This is a genomic window from Vreelandella halophytica (genome assembly GCF_968193635.1).
This window is the reverse complement of sequence record NZ_OZ309107.1, coordinates 2824073-2844830: the sequence shown is the minus strand read 5'-3', so window position 1 is coordinate 2844830 and position 20758 is coordinate 2824073. Positions and strand designations below refer to the sequence as shown.

At 61.8% G+C, this 20758-nt stretch carries 20 protein-coding genes; 13 read left to right on the top strand and 7 right to left on the bottom strand.

Annotation, left to right across the window (positions count from 1 at the left end):
• Positions 1-122 precede the first annotated feature (122 nt).
• The 3 genes from ACWHXT_RS13155 (at position 123) to ACWHXT_RS13145 (ending at position 2799) form a co-directional block, all read left to right on the top strand.
• The gene (locus ACWHXT_RS13155; protein ID WP_447956166.1) at positions 123-1184 is read left to right on the top strand and encodes a CNNM domain-containing protein; all 1062 of its coding nucleotides are present in this window, start codon (positions 123-125) and stop codon (positions 1182-1184) included.
• A gap of 122 nt (positions 1185-1306) precedes the next feature.
• Positions 1307-2002 (top strand): haloacid dehalogenase type II, encoded by a 696-nt coding sequence (locus ACWHXT_RS13150; RefSeq protein ID WP_447956165.1) that lies wholly within the window; start codon positions 1307-1309, stop codon positions 2000-2002.
• A 146-nt stretch (positions 2003-2148) separates the two neighbouring features.
• Positions 2149-2799, top strand: coding sequence for a peroxiredoxin (locus ACWHXT_RS13145; protein ID WP_447956164.1), 651 nt, complete (start codon positions 2149-2151; stop codon positions 2797-2799).
• 85 nt (positions 2800-2884) lie between these two features.
• On the opposite strand, the gene ACWHXT_RS13140 is transcribed toward ACWHXT_RS13145, so the two are convergent.
• Positions 2885-4153, bottom strand: a complete 1269-nt coding sequence (locus ACWHXT_RS13140; protein ID WP_447956163.1) for a methyl-accepting chemotaxis protein — start codon at positions 4151-4153, stop codon at positions 2885-2887.
• 494 nt (positions 4154-4647) lie between these two features.
• On the opposite strand from ACWHXT_RS13140, the gene ACWHXT_RS13135 reads away from it, so the two are divergent.
• Positions 4648-6138, top strand: coding sequence for a SulP family inorganic anion transporter (locus ACWHXT_RS13135; RefSeq protein ID WP_447929157.1), 1491 nt, complete (start codon positions 4648-4650; stop codon positions 6136-6138).
• Positions 6139-6184: 46 nt separating this feature from the next.
• Positions 6185-7042, top strand: coding sequence for a universal stress protein (locus tag ACWHXT_RS13130; RefSeq protein ID WP_447958046.1), 858 nt, complete (start codon positions 6185-6187; stop codon positions 7040-7042).
• On the opposite strand, the gene ACWHXT_RS13125 is transcribed toward ACWHXT_RS13130, so the two are convergent.
• From ACWHXT_RS13125 to ACWHXT_RS13115, 3 genes are all read right to left on the bottom strand, one after another.
• Positions 7019-7423 carry a fluoride efflux transporter FluC gene (locus ACWHXT_RS13125; protein WP_447956162.1) on the bottom strand — a complete coding sequence of 135 codons (405 nt, stop codon included), beginning with the start codon at positions 7421-7423 and terminating at the stop codon, positions 7019-7021. The two genes, ACWHXT_RS13130 and ACWHXT_RS13125, sit on opposite strands and share 24 nt — an antisense overlap.
• Positions 7411-7809: a CrcB family protein gene (locus ACWHXT_RS13120; RefSeq protein WP_447956161.1), complete on the bottom strand. Its 399-nt coding sequence runs from the start codon at positions 7807-7809 to the stop codon at positions 7411-7413. The genes ACWHXT_RS13125 and ACWHXT_RS13120 overlap by 13 nt, the downstream gene beginning before the upstream one ends.
• Before the next feature lie 72 nt (positions 7810-7881).
• Complete coding sequence (locus ACWHXT_RS13115) at positions 7882-9570, bottom strand: 2-isopropylmalate synthase (RefSeq protein ID WP_447956160.1); 1689 nt, start codon at positions 9568-9570, stop codon at positions 7882-7884.
• A 205-nt stretch (positions 9571-9775) separates the two neighbouring features.
• On the opposite strand from ACWHXT_RS13115, the gene ACWHXT_RS13110 reads away from it, so the two are divergent.
• Both ACWHXT_RS13110 and ACWHXT_RS13105 read left to right on the top strand, forming a co-directional pair.
• Positions 9776-10258: an Lrp/AsnC family transcriptional regulator gene (locus tag ACWHXT_RS13110; protein WP_447529583.1), complete on the top strand. Its 483-nt coding sequence runs from the start codon at positions 9776-9778 to the stop codon at positions 10256-10258.
• A 57-nt stretch (positions 10259-10315) separates the two neighbouring features.
• Positions 10316-10675: a RidA family protein gene (locus ACWHXT_RS13105; protein WP_447529582.1), complete on the top strand. Its 360-nt coding sequence runs from the start codon at positions 10316-10318 to the stop codon at positions 10673-10675.
• A 24-nt stretch (positions 10676-10699) separates the two neighbouring features.
• On the opposite strand, the gene hexR is transcribed toward ACWHXT_RS13105, so the two are convergent.
• From hexR to ACWHXT_RS13090, 3 genes are read right to left on the bottom strand one after another with little or no spacing between them, the layout of a single operon-like run.
• Positions 10700-11551 carry a transcriptional regulator HexR gene (hexR, locus tag ACWHXT_RS13100; protein WP_447926712.1) on the bottom strand — a complete coding sequence of 284 codons (852 nt, stop codon included), beginning with the start codon at positions 11549-11551 and terminating at the stop codon, positions 10700-10702.
• The gene (locus ACWHXT_RS13095) at positions 11503-13311 is read right to left on the bottom strand and encodes a GGDEF/EAL domain-containing response regulator (protein WP_447956159.1); all 1809 of its coding nucleotides are present in this window, start codon (positions 13309-13311) and stop codon (positions 11503-11505) included. Before ACWHXT_RS13095 ends, hexR begins: the two co-directional genes overlap by 49 nt.
• On the bottom strand, positions 13308-15917 hold the full coding sequence (locus tag ACWHXT_RS13090; RefSeq protein ID WP_447956158.1) for a GAF domain-containing protein: 2610 nt from the start codon (positions 15915-15917) through the stop codon (positions 13308-13310). Before ACWHXT_RS13090 ends, ACWHXT_RS13095 begins: the two co-directional genes overlap by 4 nt.
• Before the next feature lie 197 nt (positions 15918-16114).
• On the opposite strand from ACWHXT_RS13090, the gene ACWHXT_RS13085 reads away from it, so the two are divergent.
• From ACWHXT_RS13085 to surE, 6 genes are all read left to right on the top strand, one after another.
• On the top strand, positions 16115-17272 hold the full coding sequence (locus ACWHXT_RS13085) for a GNAT family N-acetyltransferase (protein WP_447958045.1): 1158 nt from the start codon (positions 16115-16117) through the stop codon (positions 17270-17272).
• A gap of 87 nt (positions 17273-17359) precedes the next feature.
• Positions 17360-17728, top strand: a complete 369-nt coding sequence (gene ftsB, locus ACWHXT_RS13080) for a cell division protein FtsB (RefSeq protein WP_447926709.1) — start codon at positions 17360-17362, stop codon at positions 17726-17728.
• Positions 17721-18422, top strand: a complete 702-nt coding sequence (ispD, locus tag ACWHXT_RS13075; RefSeq protein WP_447956157.1) for a 2-C-methyl-D-erythritol 4-phosphate cytidylyltransferase — start codon at positions 17721-17723, stop codon at positions 18420-18422. The genes ftsB and ispD overlap by 8 nt, the downstream gene beginning before the upstream one ends.
• A gap of 5 nt (positions 18423-18427) precedes the next feature.
• A complete protein-coding gene (gene ispF / locus ACWHXT_RS13070) occupies positions 18428-18907 on the top strand; it encodes a 2-C-methyl-D-erythritol 2,4-cyclodiphosphate synthase (protein WP_447956156.1) in 480 nt (159 codons plus the stop codon).
• Positions 18907-19944: a tRNA pseudouridine(13) synthase TruD gene (truD, locus tag ACWHXT_RS13065; protein WP_447956155.1), complete on the top strand. Its 1038-nt coding sequence runs from the start codon at positions 18907-18909 to the stop codon at positions 19942-19944. The genes ispF and truD overlap by 1 nt, the downstream gene beginning before the upstream one ends.
• A 40-nt stretch (positions 19945-19984) precedes the next feature.
• Positions 19985-20731 carry a 5'/3'-nucleotidase SurE gene (gene surE, locus ACWHXT_RS13060; RefSeq protein ID WP_447926705.1) on the top strand — a complete coding sequence of 249 codons (747 nt, stop codon included), beginning with the start codon at positions 19985-19987 and terminating at the stop codon, positions 20729-20731.
• Positions 20732-20758: the final 27 nt, after the last annotated feature.

Genomic DNA, 20758 nt, shown 5'->3' with positions numbered 1-20758 from the left:
AGCGCCGCTACGCCCTGTAGCGGCGCTTTTGTTGGGTCTTGCCGTTGCGCGCTATTGACGCCGTCTCATCCACCACCTATAAGCATTCAAGCCCTCCCTCACTCTCAGGTCGCCAGGCACTCATGTTCCTGCTCGTCGTTACCGCAACGCTTGCCATTGCCCTTTCGTTTGTATGCTCCATCCTCGAAGCCGCACTGTTGTCCATTACGCCCAGCTACATTGGCCGGCTCAAGGATGGCGACCCCGGGCTTCACGCCGCGCTCGAGGGTTTGAAGACCCATATCGACCGGCCGCTGGCGGCGATTCTCACGCTCAATACCATTGCCCACACGGTCGGGGCGACGGCGGTCGGTGCCCAGGCGGCGGTGGTGTTCGGCGAAAGCTCGATCGCGATCGTCTCCGCGGTGATGACGCTGTTGATTTTGGTGCTTTCCGAAATCATTCCCAAGACGATCGGGGCGACCTACTGGCGGGGGCTGGCGCCGTTTCTGCCGCGCCTTTTAAGGCCCATGATCTTGGCACTTCTTCCCTTTATCTGGCTCTCCGAGCAGATCACTCGCCGTTTGGGCACCGCCGAGCACGATGTCGACCTGCGTGGCGAGATCAAGGTGCTGGCGCGGGTGGGCCTCGAGCAGAAGGTGCTCGACGAGGACGAATCGCGCACCATCGTCAATATGCTCAACCTGCACGAAATCGCCGTATCCCAGGCCATGACCCCGCGTACGGTGTGCGTCACGGTCACCCCGGCCATGACCGTCGCAGCCTTTTTCGAGGCGTTCGGCAAGGCGTCGTTTACTCGCTTTCCGGTCATGGATAGCGGCGAGCAGCCTTTTGGCTACGTGCACAAAGCGGATATCTACCACGCCGACGACGACAAGACGATGAGCGAGCTTGCCCACCCCATCGGGCGAGTGGAGGGCGCCCATAACGTCGAGCGCGTTTTCGTCTCCATGCTGAAGGATCACATGCACATGCGGGTGGTCTTTGACGAGCACGGCACGTTCGTGGGCTTGATCACCCTGGAGGACATCATCGAAACCATTCTGGGTCAGGACATCGTCGATGAAACCGACCGCGTGGCGAATCTTAGACATTACGCCCGGCAGCGCTGGCTTTCGCGCATTAGACGCAACGAAAAAAGCCAGCCACCGCCCCCGGATGTTTTGATCGCAAGCGAAAAATAACATACTGGGGCCTCACGGTGGCCAGTCTCATCGCGCGCCGCCGGGTCGAGTAGCGACGTGGTGGGGGCTGGCAAGCCGGCTACTCGAGAAACCGACGACTTAAAACCGCAAGCGAGGTGAACATGCAACCGGTACTGGCTTTTGACGTATACGGCACGCTCATCGATACCCAGGGCGTTGTCGTGGAGCTCGAGCGCCGCCTGGCCCAGCCCGACAAGGCCGCGGAGTTTGCACGGCGCTGGCGCGAGAAGCAGCTGGAGTACAGCTTTCGCTTTGGTTTGATGGGCGCCTACGTAAACTTTGCCGAATGCACGCAGAAGGCGTTGGTCTTGACCGACCGCGCGATGCAAACCGGCCTTTCCGACAACGACTGCGACCACCTGATGGCCGTGTACGGTGAGCTGCCCGCCTTCGATGATGTGGCGGGCGCGCTTGGCCAATTAAAAGAGGCCGGGCTACGCTGCGTGGCGTTTTCCAACGGCACCGAAGAGGCCATGGGGGCGCTGCTCGGCAAGGCCGGGGTCACCGCCTATATGGACGACATGGTCAGCGTCGATCGTATCAAGCGCTTCAAACCCGACCCCGCGGTCTACGCCTACCTGCGCAGCCGGCTCGATACCCGCCCGGAGCATACCTGGCTCATTTCCAGCAACCCCTTTGACGTGATCGGCGCCAAACACGCCGGCCTCAAAAGCGCCTGGGTGCGCCGTCGCTCGGATGCCCCTTTCGACCCCTGGGGGATCGAACCGGATATGACCGTGACCGGCCTGGACGACCTGGCCAAGCGAATGGTGAGCCAGGCGGGCACCAGCGCTTGATAGTGGCATGACGCTATAGCGATATAGCGAAAAAATCGGCCCGCCATAACGGCCAGGGGTGGGTCTATTAGCGTTTAATGTTCTATAGTGTGCGTGCTAAAAGTCATTTTCGTTATGAGGGGTACTTGCCCCGCCGAGGAGGAACGATGTCATTACGTATCAATGCAGTCGTACCGGATTTCGACGCCGATACCAGCCAGGGCAGCATTCGCTTTCACGACTGGATTGGCGATAGCTGGGCGATTTTGTTCTCTCATCCGAAAGACTTTACCCCGGTCTGCACCACCGAGTTCGGCGCGGTCGCCAAGCTCAGTGAAGAGTGGAAAAAGCGCGGCACCAAAGTGATCGGTGTGTCTGTCGACGGCGTCGACGACCACAAACGCTGGGCGGGGGATATCGAAAGCTACAGCGGAAGTTCGGTCGAGTTTCCGATCATCGCCGACGAAGGCCTCGCGGTCTCCAAGCTTTTCGATATGCTCCCAGAAGATGCTTATCTTCCCGATGGCCGCACCCCGGCGGATAGTGCCACCGTGCGCTCGGTGTTCATCATTGGCCCGGACAAGCAGCTGAAGCTTTCCATGACCTATCCGATGACGGTCGGGCGCAACTTCGGTGAAATCCTGCGTGCCCTCGATGCGCTGCAGGCGACGGCCAAGCACGGCGTTGCCACCCCCGCGGATTGGACCGTGGGTCAGGACGTTATTATTCCGCCCAGCGTATCCAACGAAGACGCCAAAGAAAAGTTTGGTGATTTCGATGCGGTACTGCCGTACCTGCGCAAGACCAGCCTCAAGTAACGGGCACGAAAAAGCCTGCAAGGCCAGGCCTTTGATAAGAAGAAGGGCGGCGATTAGCCGCCTTTTTCTATACTCGCAGGGTCGCTTACGCGGACTGTAGAGCGAGCTGATCCACCGAGTTCGACACGCCCCGGGCGCCGGTAAGGATCTCGTTGACGATGGTCTCGATTTCACCAACGCTTATCTGGCTGTTTTTACCTTGCTCGACGACCTGCTGAACGGCCAGGCTCGTGCGCTCGACCAGGTCACTGTTTTCCTTGAGCACGCGCGTGATCTCTTCCACGGCTTCGCTCGAGCCCTTGGCCAGCTGGCGTACTTCGTTAGCGACCACGGCGAAACCACGCCCCTGTTCGCCGGCCCGGGCCGCTTCCACCGCCGCGTTGAGCGATAGCAAATTGGTTTGGTTGGCAATTCTGGCGATCGAGGCGGTGATTTTATTGATGGTTTGCGCCTGCTGGTTGAGCGCGGCCATCAGTGCCTGGGCATCCTCCAGGGTTTTGGACGCCTGCCGAGACTCCTCGACCACCTTATGCAAGTGAGTCAAACCGTTTTGGGCGATCTGTTCGGTTTGGCTGGACGTGCTTTGGGCGTTGAGCACCGCGCGCCGGGCAGCCTCGTTCTCTTGAACGGCCGAGGTGATGTCGGTGGCGAACTTGACGACCTTGATGACGTTGCCTTTGCTGTCGAACACCGGGTTATAGGTCGCTTCCAGCCAGATGCTCTGGCCCCGGCTGTTGAGCCGCTCGAACTTACCCTGCTTGAATTGGCCGCTGGCAAGCTCGCCCCAGAACACCGCGAGTTGGGGAACGAAGTCCGGCGTGCAGAAAATACGGTGATGCTGGCCGGTGATTTCGCCGCTTTTATACCCCATGGTGCGCTCGAAGTTGACGTTGGCGTTGAGGATGGTGCCATCCGGGGTGAACTCGATGACCGCCATGGAGCTATCCAGCGCTTTCAATACCGCGCTGTGGCTCTCTGCCGACTGGTGCTGCTTGGAGATGTCGCTTGCGATCTTGATGATTTTGACCACCTTGTGGCGGCGGTTTCTCACCGGCAGGTAGATCGCTTCGAGCCAGACATCCTCCCCGGTCGCGCTGATACGCCGAAAGCTGCCCTGCTGGGGCTCGCCGTTGGCAAGCGCTGCCCAGAAGCGCCGGTAATCCGGGGAGTCGACCTCTTCCTGAGCGCAGAAAATACTGTGGTGTTGGCCAACGATATCTTCCAGGCAGTAACCGACCTTCTCCAAAAACAGGGGGCTGGCGTCTTCGATGACGCCCGCCGGGGTGAAATGGATGCTGGCAGTGTGTTCCTGCAGTGCGACCGGTAGGGCGGAGTGTGTGAAGTAAGTGAGCATGGTGGCTTCCCTGTGAGCTGCGTATTTGTATAAGTATTTTTTTGAGTTGTACGGCTTGTATACAACTTTTATCTGATTATATTAGTGCGAAAGTAGCCAAAGTCTAACTATTTTTGATGAAGGCGCATGGGCAGCTGTGTAGACGATGGTGGGCGGGGGATTGTGACCATGATCCTGCTTTATTCCCCGTTTGGCTAATAGTGGTTTACTACATACAAAATAGAAGTTGACTAATAGTGGGTGGCAATCGAAGACTTGCTTGCTATAATCCACCGCCCAAGCGAAAGCTCTATCCGGGCTTATCGCGCAATATTTATTTCAAGATAGTTGCCGTCCATGTCCTTCAAACTGCGTTGGAAGATCCTTCCACCCTAGCGTTATGCCCCCCCCTCCTTGCGGCTTCGAGCCGTGTTTTGTCGCCCCCGGACGACGCGTTTTCGCGTGTCTATGGCGGGTAGTGAATAATTCAGCACACTTTTGACCAGGATATGGGTATGGCGCTTTTTAGCAAGCACGAATGGTTTTCAAACATCAAAGGCGATTCGCTTTCGGGAATAGTGGTGGCGCTTGCGCTGATCCCCGAGGCGATCGCGTTTTCGATCATCGCGGGTGTCGACCCGAAAGTAGGGCTCTACGCGTCGTTTTGTATCGCGGTGATCATCGCCTTTACCGGCGGACGCCCGGGCATGATCTCGGCGGCCACCGGCGCCATGGCGCTTCTGATGGTGACGCTGGTGCGCGAGCATGGCCTCGAGTATCTGCTGGCGGCCACGCTGCTGACCGGTGTCCTACAGATCGCGGCCGGCTATCTGAAGCTTGCCGAGCTGATGCGCTTCGTCTCACGCTCGGTGGTGACGGGCTTCGTCAACGCGCTGGCGATTCTGATCTTCATGGCGCAACTGCCGGAGCTTACCGATGTCACCTGGCACGTCTACGCCATGACCGCGGCGGGGCTTGGCATCATTTACCTGTTTCCTTACTTACCCGCTATCGGCAAGTCGCTGCCGTCGCCGCTGGTGTGCATCGTGGTGCTGACCATCGTGTACGTGGTAAGCGGCATGGATATTCGCACGGTCGGCGATATGGGCGAACTACCCGATACGCTGCCGGTCTTCTTGTGGCCCAGTGTACCGTTGACCCTTGAAACCCTGACCATCATTTTCCCCTACGCCATCATGCTGGCGGTCGTGGGCCTTCTGGAATCGATGATGACGGCGACCATCGTCGATGATCTGACCGATACCCCGAGCAACAAAAACCGTGAGTGCAAGGGGCAGGGCGCGGCCAACATCGGCGCGGGTCTGCTTGGTGGCATGGCGGGCTGCGCGATGATCGGTCAGTCGGTGATCAACATCAAATCCGGCGGGCGTACCCGGCTTTCCACGCTGATTGCCGGCGTGGTGCTGCTTTTAATGGTGGTATTTCTTTCCGATTGGGTCTCGCAGATTCCCATGGCGGCGCTGGTGGCGGTGATGATCATGGTGTCGATCGGTACCTTTAGCTGGGAGTCGATTCGCGATCTGAAAAAGCATCCCATGAGCACCAATATTGTGATGCTGGCCACGGTGGCCGTGACCGTGGGTACCCACAATCTGGCGCTTGGCGTATTCGTCGGCGTGCTGCTGGCGGCGCTGTTCTTCGCCAACAAGGTGGGCAATATCATGTACATCGGCTCGACCGAGGTCGAGGCAGGGCGTGCACGCGAGTATCAGGTGGTCGGCCAGGTGTTCTTTGCCTCTTCCGAGCGCTTTTTAGCGGCGTTCGACTTCAAAGAGAGCCTGGATAAGGTGACGATCGATCTATCCCGTGCGCACTTCTGGGACGTGACCGCCGTGCAGGCCCTTGATCGCGTCGTGATCAAGTTTCGCCGCGAAGGGACCGAGGTGGAACTTGTAGGCTTGAGCGAAGCCAGCGCCACGGTGGTCGACCGTTACGCGGTGCATAACGACCCCCAGGCCGTCGAAAAACTGATGGGCGGCCATTGACGCACGGCCACTGACGAACAAGGAGAACAGCATGACCGAATACGTTGTGACCGAATACGTCGTCGCCGCCATCGACGGCTCCCGATTTTCAGAGGGCGTCTGCGATTACGCCGCCTGGGCGAGCCGTGCGTTGAACGCGCCGCTGAGTTTCGTCCACGTGGTCGATAATCACTCCACGGCCCCCGGCGAACAGGATCTTTCCGGCAACCTGCGTTTTGGTGCCCGCGAGCACCTGATGGAAGAACTCTCTACCCTCGACGAGCAGCGCGCCAGGATAAACCGGGAACAGGGGCGGCTGATGCTGGAAGCCGCCCAGACGCGCGCCGTTGAAAAGGGCGTGATCGACCCCGGCGTGCGCCAACTGAACGGCACGCTGGTGGAAACGCTGGTCGGGCTCGAAAACGAGACGCGGCTGGTGGTGGTGGGCAAACGCGGCGAAACCGCGCATCAGGCCAGCCATCATTTGGGCGCCAATCTCGAGCGCGTCGTGCGCGAGATGCACCGTCCTGTGCTCATGGTTCCGGCCGGTTTCAAAAAGCCCCAAAAGGTGCTGATCGCCTTTGACGGCAGCAAGACGGCCCGCAAGGGGGTGGACATGCTGGCCCGCTCGCCGCTGTTTACCGGCTGCGAGTGCCACGTGCTGATCACCGGGGCCGAGACGGCGGAAAATCGTTCTCAGCTCGACTGGGCGCTGACCACGCTGCGCGACGCGGGTCACGAGGCGCTGGGTGCCATTCGCGCAGGCGAGGTCGATGAGACGCTCGATACCTACGAGCGGGAGCACGGCATCGATCTGCTGGTCATGGGGGCCTACGGGCATTCGCGCATCCGCCACCTGCTGGTGGGCAGCACCACGACACGCATGCTGCGCCAAAGCGAGCTACCGGTTCTGGTTCTTCGCTAAACACCTCTGAGCCAGCCGCTCGCCCAGCGCTACGCCACAAAGCCACATGACCAGGCTGAGCAAAACGTAGAGCAGGGCGAGCCCGGGCTCGCTTTGAAGCAGTGAAAGCACTTCCAGGCTGAACAGCGAAAAGGTCGTAAAGCCTGCGCAGAAACCCGTCACCAGCAAGGGCTGCAGGCGCGCCCAGACGCTTTCGCCCCGGTGCGACGCCATGGTGGCAAGCCAGCCTATCAAAAGTGACCCTAAGGCGTTGACGATCAGCGTGCCCCAGGCAAAGGCACCGCCCAGCGCGGCCAGCGCCCAGAGCGACACCCCGTAGCGGCAAACGCTGCCAAGCGCGGTACCCAACCCCACCGCCAGGTACGCTTTTACGCCGGCCACGCGCCACCTCCCGCCAAAAACCAGCCCACTCCCGCCATCAATAGCCCCAGGCCAAGCGTGCCCGTAAGATTGGCCGACGCCGCTAGACGGCGCTGGTTTTGCCAAAGCGAAAGCGTTTGCAGGCTAAGCGAGGAAACGGTGGTGTAGCCGCCGAGCAAACCGGCGACCACCATAAGGCCGAGCGGGGAGTTTGAAAGGTGCGCCAGGCCGTAGTGGCCCAGCAGGCCGCCGGCGGCCAGGGCGCCACTGGCGTTGACCAGCAGCGTGCCCCAGGGAAACCCCGGCCCCCAACGCCTTGCCGCAAGGTTGACGACGGCGAAACGCCCCATGCCGCCAAGCCCGGCGCCCAGGGCCAGCAGTGTCACGTTGATCAATCCTTGCCCCATCGATTCCTCTCGTCAAAGGCGTCATCGGAGGGAGTATAACAGGCCCGCGGCGGCGGGCCCTGGACGATGGGGTCAGACCGTGGCGTTGTCCGCTGGAGCGGGGGTGTTGGCACCGGATTCGAGCGAGGCGTTGATGCCCGCAAGCAGCGCTTTCAGCGAGGCGCTGACCGTGTCGCTATCTTCGGCGAAGGCGCAGATGCGCTGGCCGTCGACATTGAGCTGCACGAACGCAATGGCGTTGGCTTCGCTATCGCCGCCCAGCGAATGCTCGCTGTAGTCGACGATCGCCACGTGGCTGCCGGAGTGCTTATGCCAGGCATCGGTAAAGGCGGACATGGCGCCGTTGCCGGTACCCGCCAGTCGCAGCGTTTGGGAGCCTTCCCACAGGGTGATTTCGATACCTTCGTTTTGGCCCCTGGAGAGGCGGTAATCCGCCAGGGCCAGCGGCGCCGGGTGGCTGAAATGATCGAACATCACCTGGCGGACCATTTCGCTGGAGAGCTCGCTGTTGCGCACTTCGCTCTCTTTTTGAACGTAGGGGGCCAGCGCCAGCATCATCCAGCGCGGCAGGTTGATGCCGTAGTCGCGCTCCAGCAAGAACGCCATGCCGCCCTTGCCGGACTGGCTGTTCACGCGGATCACCGCCTGGTAGTCGCGGCCGATATCGTGGGGGTCGATGGGCAGGTACGCCACCTGCCAGGGCTCGTCCGCCTTCTGGTGCTTGAGCGACTTGCGGATCGCATCCTGGTGGCTTCCGGAAAACGCGGTGTAGACCATCTCGCCGACCCAGGGGTGGCGAGGGTGCATGGTAATGCCGGTGCATTCGTGGACCACCTGGATGATCTCGTCCGGGTTGGAGAGATCGAGCATGGGGTCGATGCCCTGGCTGTAGAGGTTCATGGCCAGGGTCACGATATCCATGTTGCCGGTGCGCTCGCCGTTGCCCAGTAGTGTGCCTTCCACCCGGTCGGCGCCGGCCAGCAGCGCAAGCTCCGCCGAGGCCACCGCGCCGCCGCGGTCGTTATGCGTGTGCACCGAGATAATCACGCTGTCGCGCCGGCTGATGTGCTGGCAGAAATACTCGATCTGGTCGGCGTGGTGATGCGGGCCGGCCACTTCCACGGTGGTGGGCAGGTTCAGGATGCAGGGGGTGTCCGGGGTGGGCTGCCACACGTCCATCACCGCCTCGCAAATCGCCAGCGAGAAGTCGATCTCGGTGCTCGAGAAGCTCTCCGGCGAGTACTGAAAACGCCAGTCGACGCCCGGGTACTGGTCGGCGTAGGTCTTGACCCAGGTGGCGCCCTGCACGGCGATATCGGTAATGCCGCCGCGGTCCATCTCGAAGACCCGCTCGCGCTGAACGGTGGACGTCGAGTTGTAGAGGTGGATGATCGCGCGCTTCACGCCAACGAGCGACTCGAACGTCTTCTCGATCAGGTGCTCGCGACACTGCACCAGCACGGCGATGGTCACATCCTCCGGGATCTGGTCCTCCTCGATCAGCCAGCGCACGAAATCAAAATCCGGCTGGCTCGCCGAAGGAAAGCCGACCATCACTTCCTTGATGCCGACCTTGACGATCTGGTGCCAGAAGCGTTTTTTCTGCTCGACGCTCATCGGCTCGAGTAGCGCCTGGTTGCCGTCGCGCAGGTCCTCGCTCACCCAGATGGGGGCGCGCTCGAGATCCTGGTCCGGCCACGTGCGGTTGAACGCGGGAACGCGGGGGGCAGGGCGGTATTTGCGATGATCGAAGGCGGACATAAACGCTTCCTGACGGTTGTTCGGAAAAGTGAGCAAGGCCTGGCGAACACTGGGCTTCTGGATCACAGTGGCCCCGTCGCCGGGCTTTTACGATAGCACCAGTATAGCGCTGTAGCCGTAGAAGATTATTGCTAATCAAGAGAACTTGCGCGGATAATTGGCAGAAACTATCTTTAAAACTCTATTTTACGGCAGGAGATAGCTGATGTTGCCGACTCCGTTAGAGCTCGATCGCTATGACCGGCATATTCTCGATGTGCTTCAACAGGAGGGGCGCATCAGCAATCAGCTGCTCGCCGAACGGATCGGGCTTTCGCCTTCGCCGTGTCTTCGCCGGGTACGCGCGCTGGAAGAAAACGGCCTGATCACAGGCTACCGCGCCGAGGTCGATGCCCGCCAGCTCGGGTACGACCTGATGGTCCTTTTGCATATTGCCATGGACCAGCATACCCAGGAGCGCTTCGATAACTTCGAGCGCCACGTCCGCGAGATTCCCAACGTCATCGAGTGTTTGATCATCACCGGCCAGGCCGCGGATTTCCAGCTCAAGATTTTGATTCGCGATATGGACGAGTACCAGCACCTGCTGCTGCGCGTCATCAACCGCATCGAAGGCGTTACCGGGGCGCACACGAGCTTCGTGCTGCGCCGGGTGTTCGAGCACCGCCCGGTCTCCACCCGGCCCTGACGGCGCCGTCATCAATTACTCTCAAGCTCTTCTCAAACCGTTTCAAGGAGAAAAACCATGTCGATCGAGCGCCACGATACCAAAGCACGCATGAGCCGCGCGGTCATCCATCAAGGGGTGGCGTATCTGTGCGGCCAGGTGGCAGGCCCCGACGCCCGCCAGGGCGATATTACCGAGCAGACGCAAAGCATGCTCGAGCGCGTCGATGCGCTGCTAAAGGAGATCGGCTCCAGCCGCGAGCAGCTTTTGAGCGCCACGGTGTATCTCAAGGAGGGCGGTGACGTGGCGGCCATGAACGCGGTGTGGGACGCCTGGGTGCCGGAAGGCTACGCCCCGGCGCGCACCTGCGTGTGCGCGGCGATGCCTTCCGAGGAGCTCAAAGTGGAAATTACCGTAACCGCTGCGGTGGGCGAGTAGCGCTCACGCGGCGCCGTTTGAGCGCTACTCCAGCGGAAAGCGCGTGTCGCGCAGGCTCTCCTTGATCTTTTTAAGGTGGGGTAGAAAATCCTCGCCCCGGCGAAGCGTCACGCCGGTGGCCAGCGCGTCGATCAGGGTGAGCTGGATGACCCGGGAGGTCATCGGCATGTAGTGGTCGGTGTCCTCCGGGGTGGCGACGTCCAGGGTGGCCGTACACTCCCGGGCCAAAGGCGAGTCCGGCGCGGTAATGCCCAGTACCACCGCCCCCGCCGCTCGGGCGATTTGGGCGATATCGACGAGCTCCCGAGTGCGGCCGGTGTAGGAGATGATCACCACGACATCCCCGGTATGGCAGGCCGCAGCCACCATGCGCTGCATCAGGACATCGATGTAGGCCATGACCGGCAGGTTGAAGCGAAAGAACTTGTGCTGGGCATCCTGGGCCACCGCACCGGAAGCACCCAAACCAAAAAAGTGAATGTGCTTGGCCTGGGTGAGGTAGTCGACCATGCGCTCGACCGCGGCCATGTCGACCTGGCGCTCGGCGTCTTTTAGCGCCGCAATCGTGGCGCCGAAGATTTTCGGGGTGTACTGGGTGGCGTTGTCGCCAGGCTCGACGGCGCGGGTTACGTAGGGCGTGCCGCCGGCCAGGCTCTGGGCCAGCTTGATCTTGAAATCCGGATACCCCTTGGCGCCAAAGTTGCGGCAAAACCGGTTGACGGTAGGCTCGCTGACCCCCGCCGCCTGGGCGAGGCTTGCGATGCTCAGGCTCGTCGCCGCTGCCGGGTCGTTCATAATGACGTTGGCCACCTTGAACTCGGAGCGGTTTAAGTCATTGAGCCGTTCGCGTAAGCGGTCAAGGAGGTCGTGGGCCATTGGGTTTCCTGAGCGTTCGTCGTGGGGGAGTGGGCGCCCCACCGAGTACAAAAGTCGTAAAATTCATCGGCGGGCAGAGGCTGGGAGTAATAATACCCCTGCGCCGCTTCACAACCAATGGAGCGCAGGTAATCCGCCTGGGCTTTCGTCTCGATTCCCTCGGCCACGACGTCGCAGCCCACCGCATGGGCCAGCCGGGTAATCGCCAGCGCCAGGTGGCGGTCGACCTCCATGTCTTCGAGGTCCATCACGAAGGCGCGGTCGATCTTTAACGTCGAGAAGGGCAGCGTCTTGATGTAGGCAAGCGAAGAGTGGCCGGTGCCGAAATCGTCGATGGCGACGGCGATGTTGTTCTCGGAGAGCTTGGCAAGCTGGGCGCGCGCATTGTGCATATCGCTCAAAAGGCCGGACTCGGTCACTTCCAAAGCGAAAAAGCGCATGGGAACGTTAAATGCGGCCAGGGTGCTTAAAAGCGTCTCGGCAAAGTCGCGCCGGCCGAGCTGGCGAGCGGCGACGTTGACCGCGATATGAAAGTTATCCTCCAACAGTCCTTGCCCACGCCAGGCCACGATGTGGCGCAGCGCCTCTTCGATGACCCACTCGCCGATGGTGAGAATATCGCCGCTGGCTTCGGCCAGCGGAATGAACTCCGCCGGTGATATACGGCCAAGCGAAGGATGATCCCAGCGCAGCAGCGCCTCGGCGCCGATCACCTGATTGGTCGAAAGCGACAGCTTGGGCTGAAAGGCCAGGCTCATTTCCCCGCGCTGGGTGGCGCCGCGAATCGACTGCTGTAAGTGCAAGCGGTGGCGCTGGAGCGTTTCGAGCTCTTCGTTGTAGCTCTGCACGCGCACGGGGCCGTTTTTCTGCGGCAAGGCAAGCGCGGCCATGTGCACCAGGCGCTCCGGGTCGAAGGCGCCTTCCGCGCTGCTGATGCCGATACGCACGGCCAGCGGCAGCAGTAAATCGTCCAGCGTCTGGTCCTGGTTGAAGCACTCCAAAAGCTGTACCGCCTGGCCGATCAACTGATCGATGCTGGTTTCTTGTAGCACGACCAGAAGTTCGCTACCGCCCCACATGCCAAGCTTGGCAGTGTCGTCTAGCCGAGCATAGAGCTGTTGGCTTACGTGTAGCATGAGTTTGTCGGCAATCGCGTAGCCATGAAAGCGCACCACCTCGTCGAGCTGGTCGATGGCGATAAACAAAAGCCCGGTCGGGGCGTTTTCGTTCGCCGCCATACGCAGCGTCTGGGTCATCGCCCGGCGGTTGGGTAGCTTGGTGATGGTGTCCGTCCGCGCCTGGTGGTCGAGCGCCTGATGCTGCTGCGCCGTTAGCCGCTCCAGGTTTTCGGCTTGCTGAGTGCGCAGCTGGTAGCGGTGTTCGACCTCCAACACGTTGTGAACGCGCTGCATGACGTCGTCGTGCTTGAAGGGTTTGGTGATGAAATCGCGCACGCCCATGGATTGGGCGCGACGGCGGGTCTCATCGTCGATTTGTGCCGTCAGCACGATGATGGGAAAGGCGTGGTCGCCGAACGCCGCGTTGAGCGCCTCCATGACCGCATAGCCGTCCATATGCGGCATGCGGATATCGAGCAGCATCAGATCCGGGCGCTTTCTTTGGCAGTAGCTCACCACCTCCCGCGGGTCGCTCATGCCATGGGTATTGTCAAAGCCGTGATCATCCAAAAGATCGAGTAGCAGCTCGACGTTGGCCGTATTGTCATCGACCACTAACAGGTGTTTGCGGGCTAGTTTCATGGATCACTTCCAGGCGCAACGTGGAGAAACTCTTTGAGCATGCTCGAGAGTTTCTCGATATTGATAGGTTTGGTCAGGTAGTCGTTAAAGCCCGCCGCCAGGCCTTCTTCTATATCCCGCGGCAGCGCATTGGCCGACAGCGCAACCACCGTCATGGCCTCGAGTCCTGGTGTTTGGCGCAGGGCTTTAAGGGCCTGATAACCGTTCATGCCCGGCAGGTGGATATCCATCAGCACCAGGTCCGGGACCGCGTGACGCAGGATATCCAGCGCAAGCTCGGCGCTGGCAACGGTTTGCAGCTCGATCTCGTCGAAATCGTCGATAATGTCCTGCATCAGCTGCTGATTCGTAGGGTTGTCCTCGACGTAGAGCACTTTAAAGCGCCGCTTGCTGCTTTGCGGGCCCGGCACGGCGGAGGCGGGCGTGTCCGCTTTCGCCACGCCGTGTTCGGCCAGTGGTAGCGTGAACCAGAACGTCGAGCCTTGTCCCGCTACGCTACTGACCCCGATATGGCCCTGCATGCGGGTGACGAGCTCCCGGGTGATGGCAAGCCCGATACCGGTACCCTCGATGGTGGTGTGTTCGGCCTCCAGCCGGTTGAAGGGCTGAAAGAGCTCGTGCTGACGCGCCTCGTCGATGCCTATGCCGGTGTCGATCACGCTGATCTTCAACGTGTCTTGCTGGGGCGTCACGACGATCTCGATCACGCCGTTGTCGCAGTTGTACTTGATCGCGTTGGAAATCAGGTTCAAAAGCACCTGCTTGGTGCGGGTGTAGTCCGCCATGACGTTTAAGCCGGCCTCCACCCTGGCGCGCTTGAGCGTGATGCCTGCCGCTTCGATATTGGCCTCGAGGGTGGCGCAGGCGTCGTCGAGCACGTTGGCGACCAGGATCGGCTCGAGGGACAGCGCCAGATGCCCCGCCTCGATTTTGGCAAGATCGAGCACCTCGTTGATCAGGCTTAAAAGGTGCTGGCCGCTGGTTTCGATCTGGCCGACTTGGCGCTGCTGTTTTTCGCTGAGGGGGTCGCGGCGGCCCTTGCTCATCAGCTGGGCAAAACCGATGATGGCATTGAGCGGCGTACGCAGTTCGTGGCTCATCGACGAGAGGAATTCGCTTTTCGCCTGGTTGGCCTTTTCGGCCTGGTCCCGGGCGGTCGCCAAATCGCAGGTGACCTGTTCGCGCTCGGCCATTTGCCGGTACAGATTGATCAGCAGTGCACAGGTATCGGTAAACGGCTGAAGCCAATCGAGCAGCGCCTGGTTGAGCGGCTGCTTGCTGTTGGCAATGGCGTACATGCCGATCAGACGTTCGCCGCTGTAAATGGGCACGCCGAGGTAGTTGTCCAGACGCGGGTGCCCGGGTGGAAAGCCGCCGCGCTCGCGGTGGCCATACACGTCGTTGGTCATCACGACCTCGCCGTGGGCAAATACTCGGCCAAGGAGCGAGCCGGGATGGGTCAGCGTCATGTCGCCACTGCGCAGGCGAGACATCAGCTCCCGGGAGGAGGCGCTCCAGGAAAGATCGGTAATGGCGTGAATCTTGAGGGCATTGGTGGTATCGGTGGGCAGTACCTCGCCAATCAGCGCGTAGTCGCTGTCGGTGAGCTCGCGCAGCGCCTCCAAAAGAAACGTCCAGAGCTGCTCGCCGGACATCAGCGCCTGGTAGTCGGTAATCCCCTGATGCAGCACCTTCAAAAGGCTCTGCTCCTTTACGATCCGCCGGTTGGCTTCGTAAATGGTGGTCAAATCGGTCAGCACGCCCAAAAACTCGACCACCTTGCCCTGGTTATCGTGAATGGCATTGACCGCCAGGTGCACCGGCACCCGGTGGCCCTGGCGGTGCATCGCCTCGACCTCGCGCCCCCGGCCAATCACCTTGGGCTCGCCCCCGTCCAGATACCGCGAGATGAACAGATCGTGTTCGCTGGCAATGTGGGGCGGGGTCAAAACGGCGATGTTTTGGTTCAAAAGCTCGTGCGCTTCGTAGCCCAAAAGGCTCAGGGCGAAGGGGTTGATCGCGATGATGGAGCCTTCGCGGTCGATGCGAATCTTGGCGGTGGCGCTTTTGCTGAACAGGGCTTCGAAGCGCCGCGCGGTGCGCGTAAGCTCGGCCCGTAGCTTGTGCTGGCGTAAAAGCTCTTCGACCTGGCCTGCCATGTTGGCCAGAAGCCGCTGTTCGCGCTCGGTAAAGTGGCGCGGCGTTTTGTCGATCAGGCAAAGCGTGCCGATCACCTGGTTGTCGACCGGGCGCAGCGGGTAGCCCGCGTAAAAGCGAATGTGCGGGGCCCCCAGGACCAGCGGATTATCGGCAAAGCGCAGGTCCTTGAAGGTGTCTTCGACAACCAAAATGTCGTTTTTGTAAACGGCGTGGGCGCAAAACGAAAACTCCTTGGGGGTTTCATCGACGTCCAATCCGGTATGCGACTTGAACCACTGGCGTTTTTCATCGACCAGTGAAATCAGCGCAATGGGCACTTCGAAGATATCGCAAGCAAGCTCGGTCAAACGTTCCAGCGTTTCGTCGGGAAGCGTGTCCAGCACCTCCAGGCTATGCAGGGCCGCTAGGCGCTGGGATTCGTTATCGGGGATGTCGGCGGCTTGCATATGTCGTCCATAAAATTGAGCCAATTCATTGTTTATCGGACATTTGGGCCCGGGCTTTAATAATCCGGCACTGAGCGGGGCGTTTTACAGGCCAAAGTAGGTAAATCGCCCGGCCGGGTTCTAGTGGGCAAACGATTGAGCGATACTGAACGTCTTGAGTGTTAATGGTTCAATGTGAGGTGCTCATGCAAGGTGGCATGTCTTCCCAGGCGCTAACACTGGTGACGCTCTCAGCAGTCGACGGCGTTACTCCCGCGCAGTGGGATGCGCTGGTAAGCCCGGAGCAGCCCTTTTTACGCCATGCGTTTTTGCGCGCGCTGGAGCAAAGCGGCTCGGTAAGCGAGGCCACCGGCTGGCAGCCGCGTCATCTAAGCGTGTGGCAGGGTGAGCGGTTGGTCGCGGCGCTGCCGATGTATCTTAAAAGTCATTCCAACGGCGAGTACGTCTTCGACTGGGGCTGGGCCGAGGCCCTCGAGCGCGCCGGCGGCGACTACTATCCCAAGGCGTTAAGCGCCATTCCGTTCACGCCGGTGCCGGGTCAGCGCATGCTCATCGCAGATGATATCGACCCGCAAAGCGCCTACGCGCTGCTGGCCAAGGGGTGGCGGCGCCAGTGCGATGAGTTGGGCCTTTCGAGCTGGCACCTGCTGTTTGCCAACGACCAGGAGGTGGCCGCCTGGCAGGCGCAAAGCCCTGATCTGATTACCCGCCAGGGCGTGCAGTTTCAGTGGCACGATCGGGGCTTCGAGGATTTCGACGGCTTTTTGGCAAGCCTGACCGCCAAGCGGCGAAAGACGATCAAGCGCGAGCGGCGTCTGGTGGCCGAGCAGGGGATTACGCTGCGCCGTCTGGAAGGTGACGAGATCGACGAGGCCGCCATGGCACACTTTTTTCAGTGCTATACGATCACCTACCACGAGCGCGGCCGCCCGCCGTACTTGAACGCGGCATTTTTTGACGCGCTGCGCCGGGACATGCCGGCCTCACTGGTGCTGGTTCAGGCGCTGGTGGAAGGCCGACCCGTGGCCGCCGCGCTCTATTTTCGCGGTGCTACCACGCTTTACGGGCGCTACTGGGGCAGTGAAGTGGTCGCCGACTGCCTGCACTTCGAGGCCTGCTACTACCAGGGCATCGAGTTCTGCCTCGCGCGGGGGCTGACGCTTTTCGACCCCGGCACCCAGGGCGAGCACAAGCTGGTGCGCGGGTTCGCCCCCACCCCCACGCAGTCGCTTCACTATGTGGCGCATCCCGGCCTTGCCGCCGGGGTGGCCGAGTTCTGCGCCCAGGAAGGGCAGCACGTAAAGGCGTACCGGGCAGCCGCGTTAGAAGCGCTACCGTTTAAAACCGAAGGCTAAAGACACGGCTCGCCGCTTCGCCCGCTAAATGGCATAATGCGCGCCGTTCACGCCTGCCCCAAAGGCACTTGATTACAGGAACTTCAGATGCATCGATGGCTGGTCGTCGCCTTGCTGGGCGTTCTAGGTTTTTTACAGTATCAGCTATGGCTGGGTAACGGCGGCTGGCAGGATCTGCAGCGCGTCGAGGCGCGCGTGACAGTGCAGGAAGCGGCGAATGCGCCCATGCGTGAGCGCAACGCCCGGCTGGCCGCCGAGGTCACCGACCTTAAAACCGGTTTGGATGCGATCGAAGAGCGCGCGCGCAGCGATATGGGCATGGTGCGAAGCGACGAGCAGTTCTTCTGGGTGCCAGGGGTGGCGATCCAAAACGAATTGATCGGCCTGAACGCGGCACTGGTGACCCAGCCAAACCTTGCGCCTGCGGCGAACGCCCCGGACAGCGACGATGAGTAAGGCGTTGTGGCTGGTGGTGCCCGCGGCGGGGCAGGGGCGACGCATGGGTAGCGCCACCCCCAAACAGTATCTGCCGATTGCGGCGCGCCCGGTGCTGGCGCATACCCTCGAGCGTCTTTACCGCGCCTTTCCCGAAGCGCGTCTGGTGCTCTGCCTGGACCCGGCGGATCGCTGGTTCGACCCGGCCTGGGTGCCGTTTGCCCAGTGGCAGCGGGTCGAGGGCGGTAACGAGCGCATGGACAGCGTGCAAAATGCGCTCGATGCCATGGCCGCCGCCCCGGACGACATCGTCATGGTGCACGACGTGGCGCGCCCCTGCGTGACGTCTCGGGATCTGCACGCGCTTTACCAGGCGGCGATGGAGCACCCGAGCGGGGCGCTTCTGGCCATGCCCGTGGCGGATACCATGAAGCGTGAAGGCGGGCCTGGTTTGAGCGCGACAACCGAGCCCCGCGACGGGCTTTGGCACGCGCTGACGCCCCAGGGCTTTCGCTTCGCGCTTTTAAAGCGTGCCCTCGATCAGGCCGTTGAAAATGGCGTAATGGTGACCGACGAAGCCTCGGCCGTCGAGGCGCTGGGCCAGGCACCGCGGCTGGTCAGTGCGCGGCGCGACAACCTGAAAATCACCCACCCTGACGACCTTGCCTTGGCGGCGGCCATTTTGGCGCTACAGGCAGGCAACAGCGAAGAGTAGTCTCGATGCGTATTGGCCATGGATTTGACGTACACCGCTTCGGCCCCGGCGACCATTTGATGGTCGGCGGGGTCGAGCTCGCTTTCGAACAAGGCTTCGTCGCCCACTCCGACGGCGACGTGCTGCTCCACGCGATCAGCGATGCCCTGTTGGGCGCCTGCGCGCTGGGCGATATCGGCCGCCACTTCCCCGACACCGACGCCGCCTGGCAAGGCGCGGACAGCCGCGAGCTGCTGCGCCACGTAGTGGCGCTGGTGCGGGAGGCGGGCTTCGTGGTCGGTAACCTGGACGCCACGATCATGGCCCAGGCGCCTAAAATGGCGCCGCATATCGACGCCATGCGCCGCGTGATTGCCGAGGATGTCGGGGCGGATATGGGGCTGGTCAGCGTCAAGGCCACCACCACCGAGCGCCTCGGTTTTACCGGCCGTGGCGAAGGTATCGCCGCCGAGGCGGTCGTGCTGCTACAGCCGGCGGCCAACTAATGGGGGCACTGCCCGTTTGGCCGCGGGTGCTCGACGCCCGCTTTGGGCCCCGCGCGCCGGGAAGTTACCGCGCCTCGCCGGAGGATTTTTGGGTCGACGAGCAGCTCGACTTCACCCCGGAAGGCAGCGGCGAGCACCTTTGGCTGCGTATCGAAAAGCGCAACCAGACCACCCTCGACGTGGTGAACGCGCTAAGCCGGCTCTGCGAGGTGAGTCCCCGCGCCGTGGGCTACTCGGGTATGAAGGATCGGACCGCGGTCACGCGCCAGTGGCTCAGCGTACAACTGCCGGGGGCGAGCGCACCGCCGACCCTCGATCATTCGCTCGAGTCGCTGGGTATCAAGGTGATCGAGCAGGGGCGCCACCCAAGAAAGCTCAAGCGGGGCGTTCACCGCACCAATCGCTTTCGCCTGCGGGTAAGCGGTGAGGCCATCAACACGGAGACGTTCTTGCCTCGCTGGGAGGCGCTCTGCCGTGAGGGAGTGGCCAACTACTTCGGTCCCCAGCGCTTTGGTAGTGAGGGGCGCAACCTGCAAAAAGCGGCGGCCATTTTGCAAAAAGGCTGGCGCAAGCGCGACGACCGCCAGGGAATGCTGCTTTCCACCGCACGCAGCTTTCTATTCAACGAAGTGTTAGGCGCGCGGATCGCGGACGGCCGCTGGAGAACCCCGCTTTTAGGCGATACCTTGATGCTCGACGGCACGCAAAGCGTGTTTAATGCCCGGGCCGAGGACGAGGGGCTCGAAGCGCGGGCCGACGCCCTCGACCTGCACCCGACCGGCCCGCTTTGGGGCACCGGCGAGCCGGCAACCGGCGAGGCGCTGGCCTACGAGCAGGCGCTTTACGCCTCCCACCCGGCGCTTTGCGATGGCCTGGTCAGGGCGGGCGTGAAAAAGAGCCACCGGGCGCTGCGCGTACGTGTCATCGAGCCCCGGCTTACCTGGGAGAGCGCGGCGGCGGTGCTCGAATTTTCGCTGCCCAGGGGAAGTTTTGCCACCTCGCTTCTCGGCGAGCTGATCGATCATCCGGACTTTTGAACCAGGCGTTACGCCCGAGACAATGCCCCAGGAGAGGCCCATGCGACGACTGCTGCTATCCAATGACGACGGCGTGTATGCGCCGGGTTTGCGCGCCCTGCACGACGGCCTGGTGAATCATGCCCACCTGCGCGTGGTCGCCCCGGACCGGGACCGCAGCGGGGCGAGCAACTCGCTGACGCTTTCGCGTCCGCTGTCGCTCACCGCACTTGATAACGGCTTTTACAGTGTCGACGGCACCCCCGCCGACTGCGTGTATCTGGGCGTCAACGGCGTGTGGGACGAGCGCCCGGACCTGGTCATTGCCGGTATTAACCACGGCAGCAACCTGGGCGACGACGTGCTCTACTCCGGCACGGTGGCTGCGGCCATGGAGGGGCGCAACCTGGGCATGACCGCGATGGCGGTGTCGCTTTGCGGTGGGCGCCACTTCGAGACCGCGGCGCGCATGGCGGCCACGCTGGTGGGCGCCGCGGGCGCACTTTCGCTGCCGCCGCGTACGCTTTTGAACGTCAACGTGCCTGACCTGCCCTGGGAGGAGATTCAGGGCGTCAAGGTGACCCGGCTTGGCTATCGGGGGCCGGCGGAAAAAGCGCTGCCGGTCCAGGACCCAAGAGGGCGCACGCGGTACTGGATCGCCCCGGTGGCGGCCAACGCTGACGACGGCGAGGATACCGATTTTGCCGCGATCAACGCAGGTTTTGTCTCGATTACCCCGCTCCAGACCGATTTAACCCGCCACCCCGCCCGCGCGGACGTGCAAGCCTGGCTGGACGCTTTTGACTGAGCTCTCGTCAGGAGAGCGCCGTGGGCG

Coding starts and splice junctions, on each gene's coding strand:
- ACWHXT_RS13145 (WP_447956164.1), top strand. CDS start 2,149: ATGTCATTACGTATCAATGCAGTCGTACCGGATTTCGACGCCGATACC.
- ACWHXT_RS13095 (WP_447956159.1), bottom strand. CDS start 13,311: ATGAAACTAGCCCGCAAACACCTGTTAGTGGTCGATGACAATACGGCC.
- ACWHXT_RS13150 (WP_447956165.1), top strand. CDS start 1,307: ATGCAACCGGTACTGGCTTTTGACGTATACGGCACGCTCATCGATACC.
- ACWHXT_RS13155 (WP_447956166.1), top strand. CDS start 123: ATGTTCCTGCTCGTCGTTACCGCAACGCTTGCCATTGCCCTTTCGTTT.
- surE (WP_447926705.1), top strand. CDS start 19,985: ATGCGACGACTGCTGCTATCCAATGACGACGGCGTGTATGCGCCGGGT.
- ACWHXT_RS13120 (WP_447956161.1), bottom strand. CDS start 7,809: ATGGGGCAAGGATTGATCAACGTGACACTGCTGGCCCTGGGCGCCGGG.
- ispD (WP_447956157.1), top strand. CDS start 17,721: ATGAGTAAGGCGTTGTGGCTGGTGGTGCCCGCGGCGGGGCAGGGGCGA.
- hexR (WP_447926712.1), bottom strand. CDS start 11,551: ATGGCCCACGACCTCCTTGACCGCTTACGCGAACGGCTCAATGACTTA.
- ACWHXT_RS13135 (WP_447929157.1), top strand. CDS start 4,648: ATGGCGCTTTTTAGCAAGCACGAATGGTTTTCAAACATCAAAGGCGAT.
- ftsB (WP_447926709.1), top strand. CDS start 17,360: ATGCATCGATGGCTGGTCGTCGCCTTGCTGGGCGTTCTAGGTTTTTTA.
- ACWHXT_RS13105 (WP_447529582.1), top strand. CDS start 10,316: ATGTCGATCGAGCGCCACGATACCAAAGCACGCATGAGCCGCGCGGTC.
- ACWHXT_RS13115 (WP_447956160.1), bottom strand. CDS start 9,570: ATGTCCGCCTTCGATCATCGCAAATACCGCCCTGCCCCCCGCGTTCCC.
- ACWHXT_RS13110 (WP_447529583.1), top strand. CDS start 9,776: ATGTTGCCGACTCCGTTAGAGCTCGATCGCTATGACCGGCATATTCTC.
- ACWHXT_RS13140 (WP_447956163.1), bottom strand. CDS start 4,153: ATGCTCACTTACTTCACACACTCCGCCCTACCGGTCGCACTGCAGGAA.
- ispF (WP_447956156.1), top strand. CDS start 18,428: ATGCGTATTGGCCATGGATTTGACGTACACCGCTTCGGCCCCGGCGAC.
- ACWHXT_RS13090 (WP_447956158.1), bottom strand. CDS start 15,917: ATGCAAGCCGCCGACATCCCCGATAACGAATCCCAGCGCCTAGCGGCC.
- ACWHXT_RS13085 (WP_447958045.1), top strand. CDS start 16,115: ATGTCTTCCCAGGCGCTAACACTGGTGACGCTCTCAGCAGTCGACGGC.
- truD (WP_447956155.1), top strand. CDS start 18,907: ATGGGGGCACTGCCCGTTTGGCCGCGGGTGCTCGACGCCCGCTTTGGG.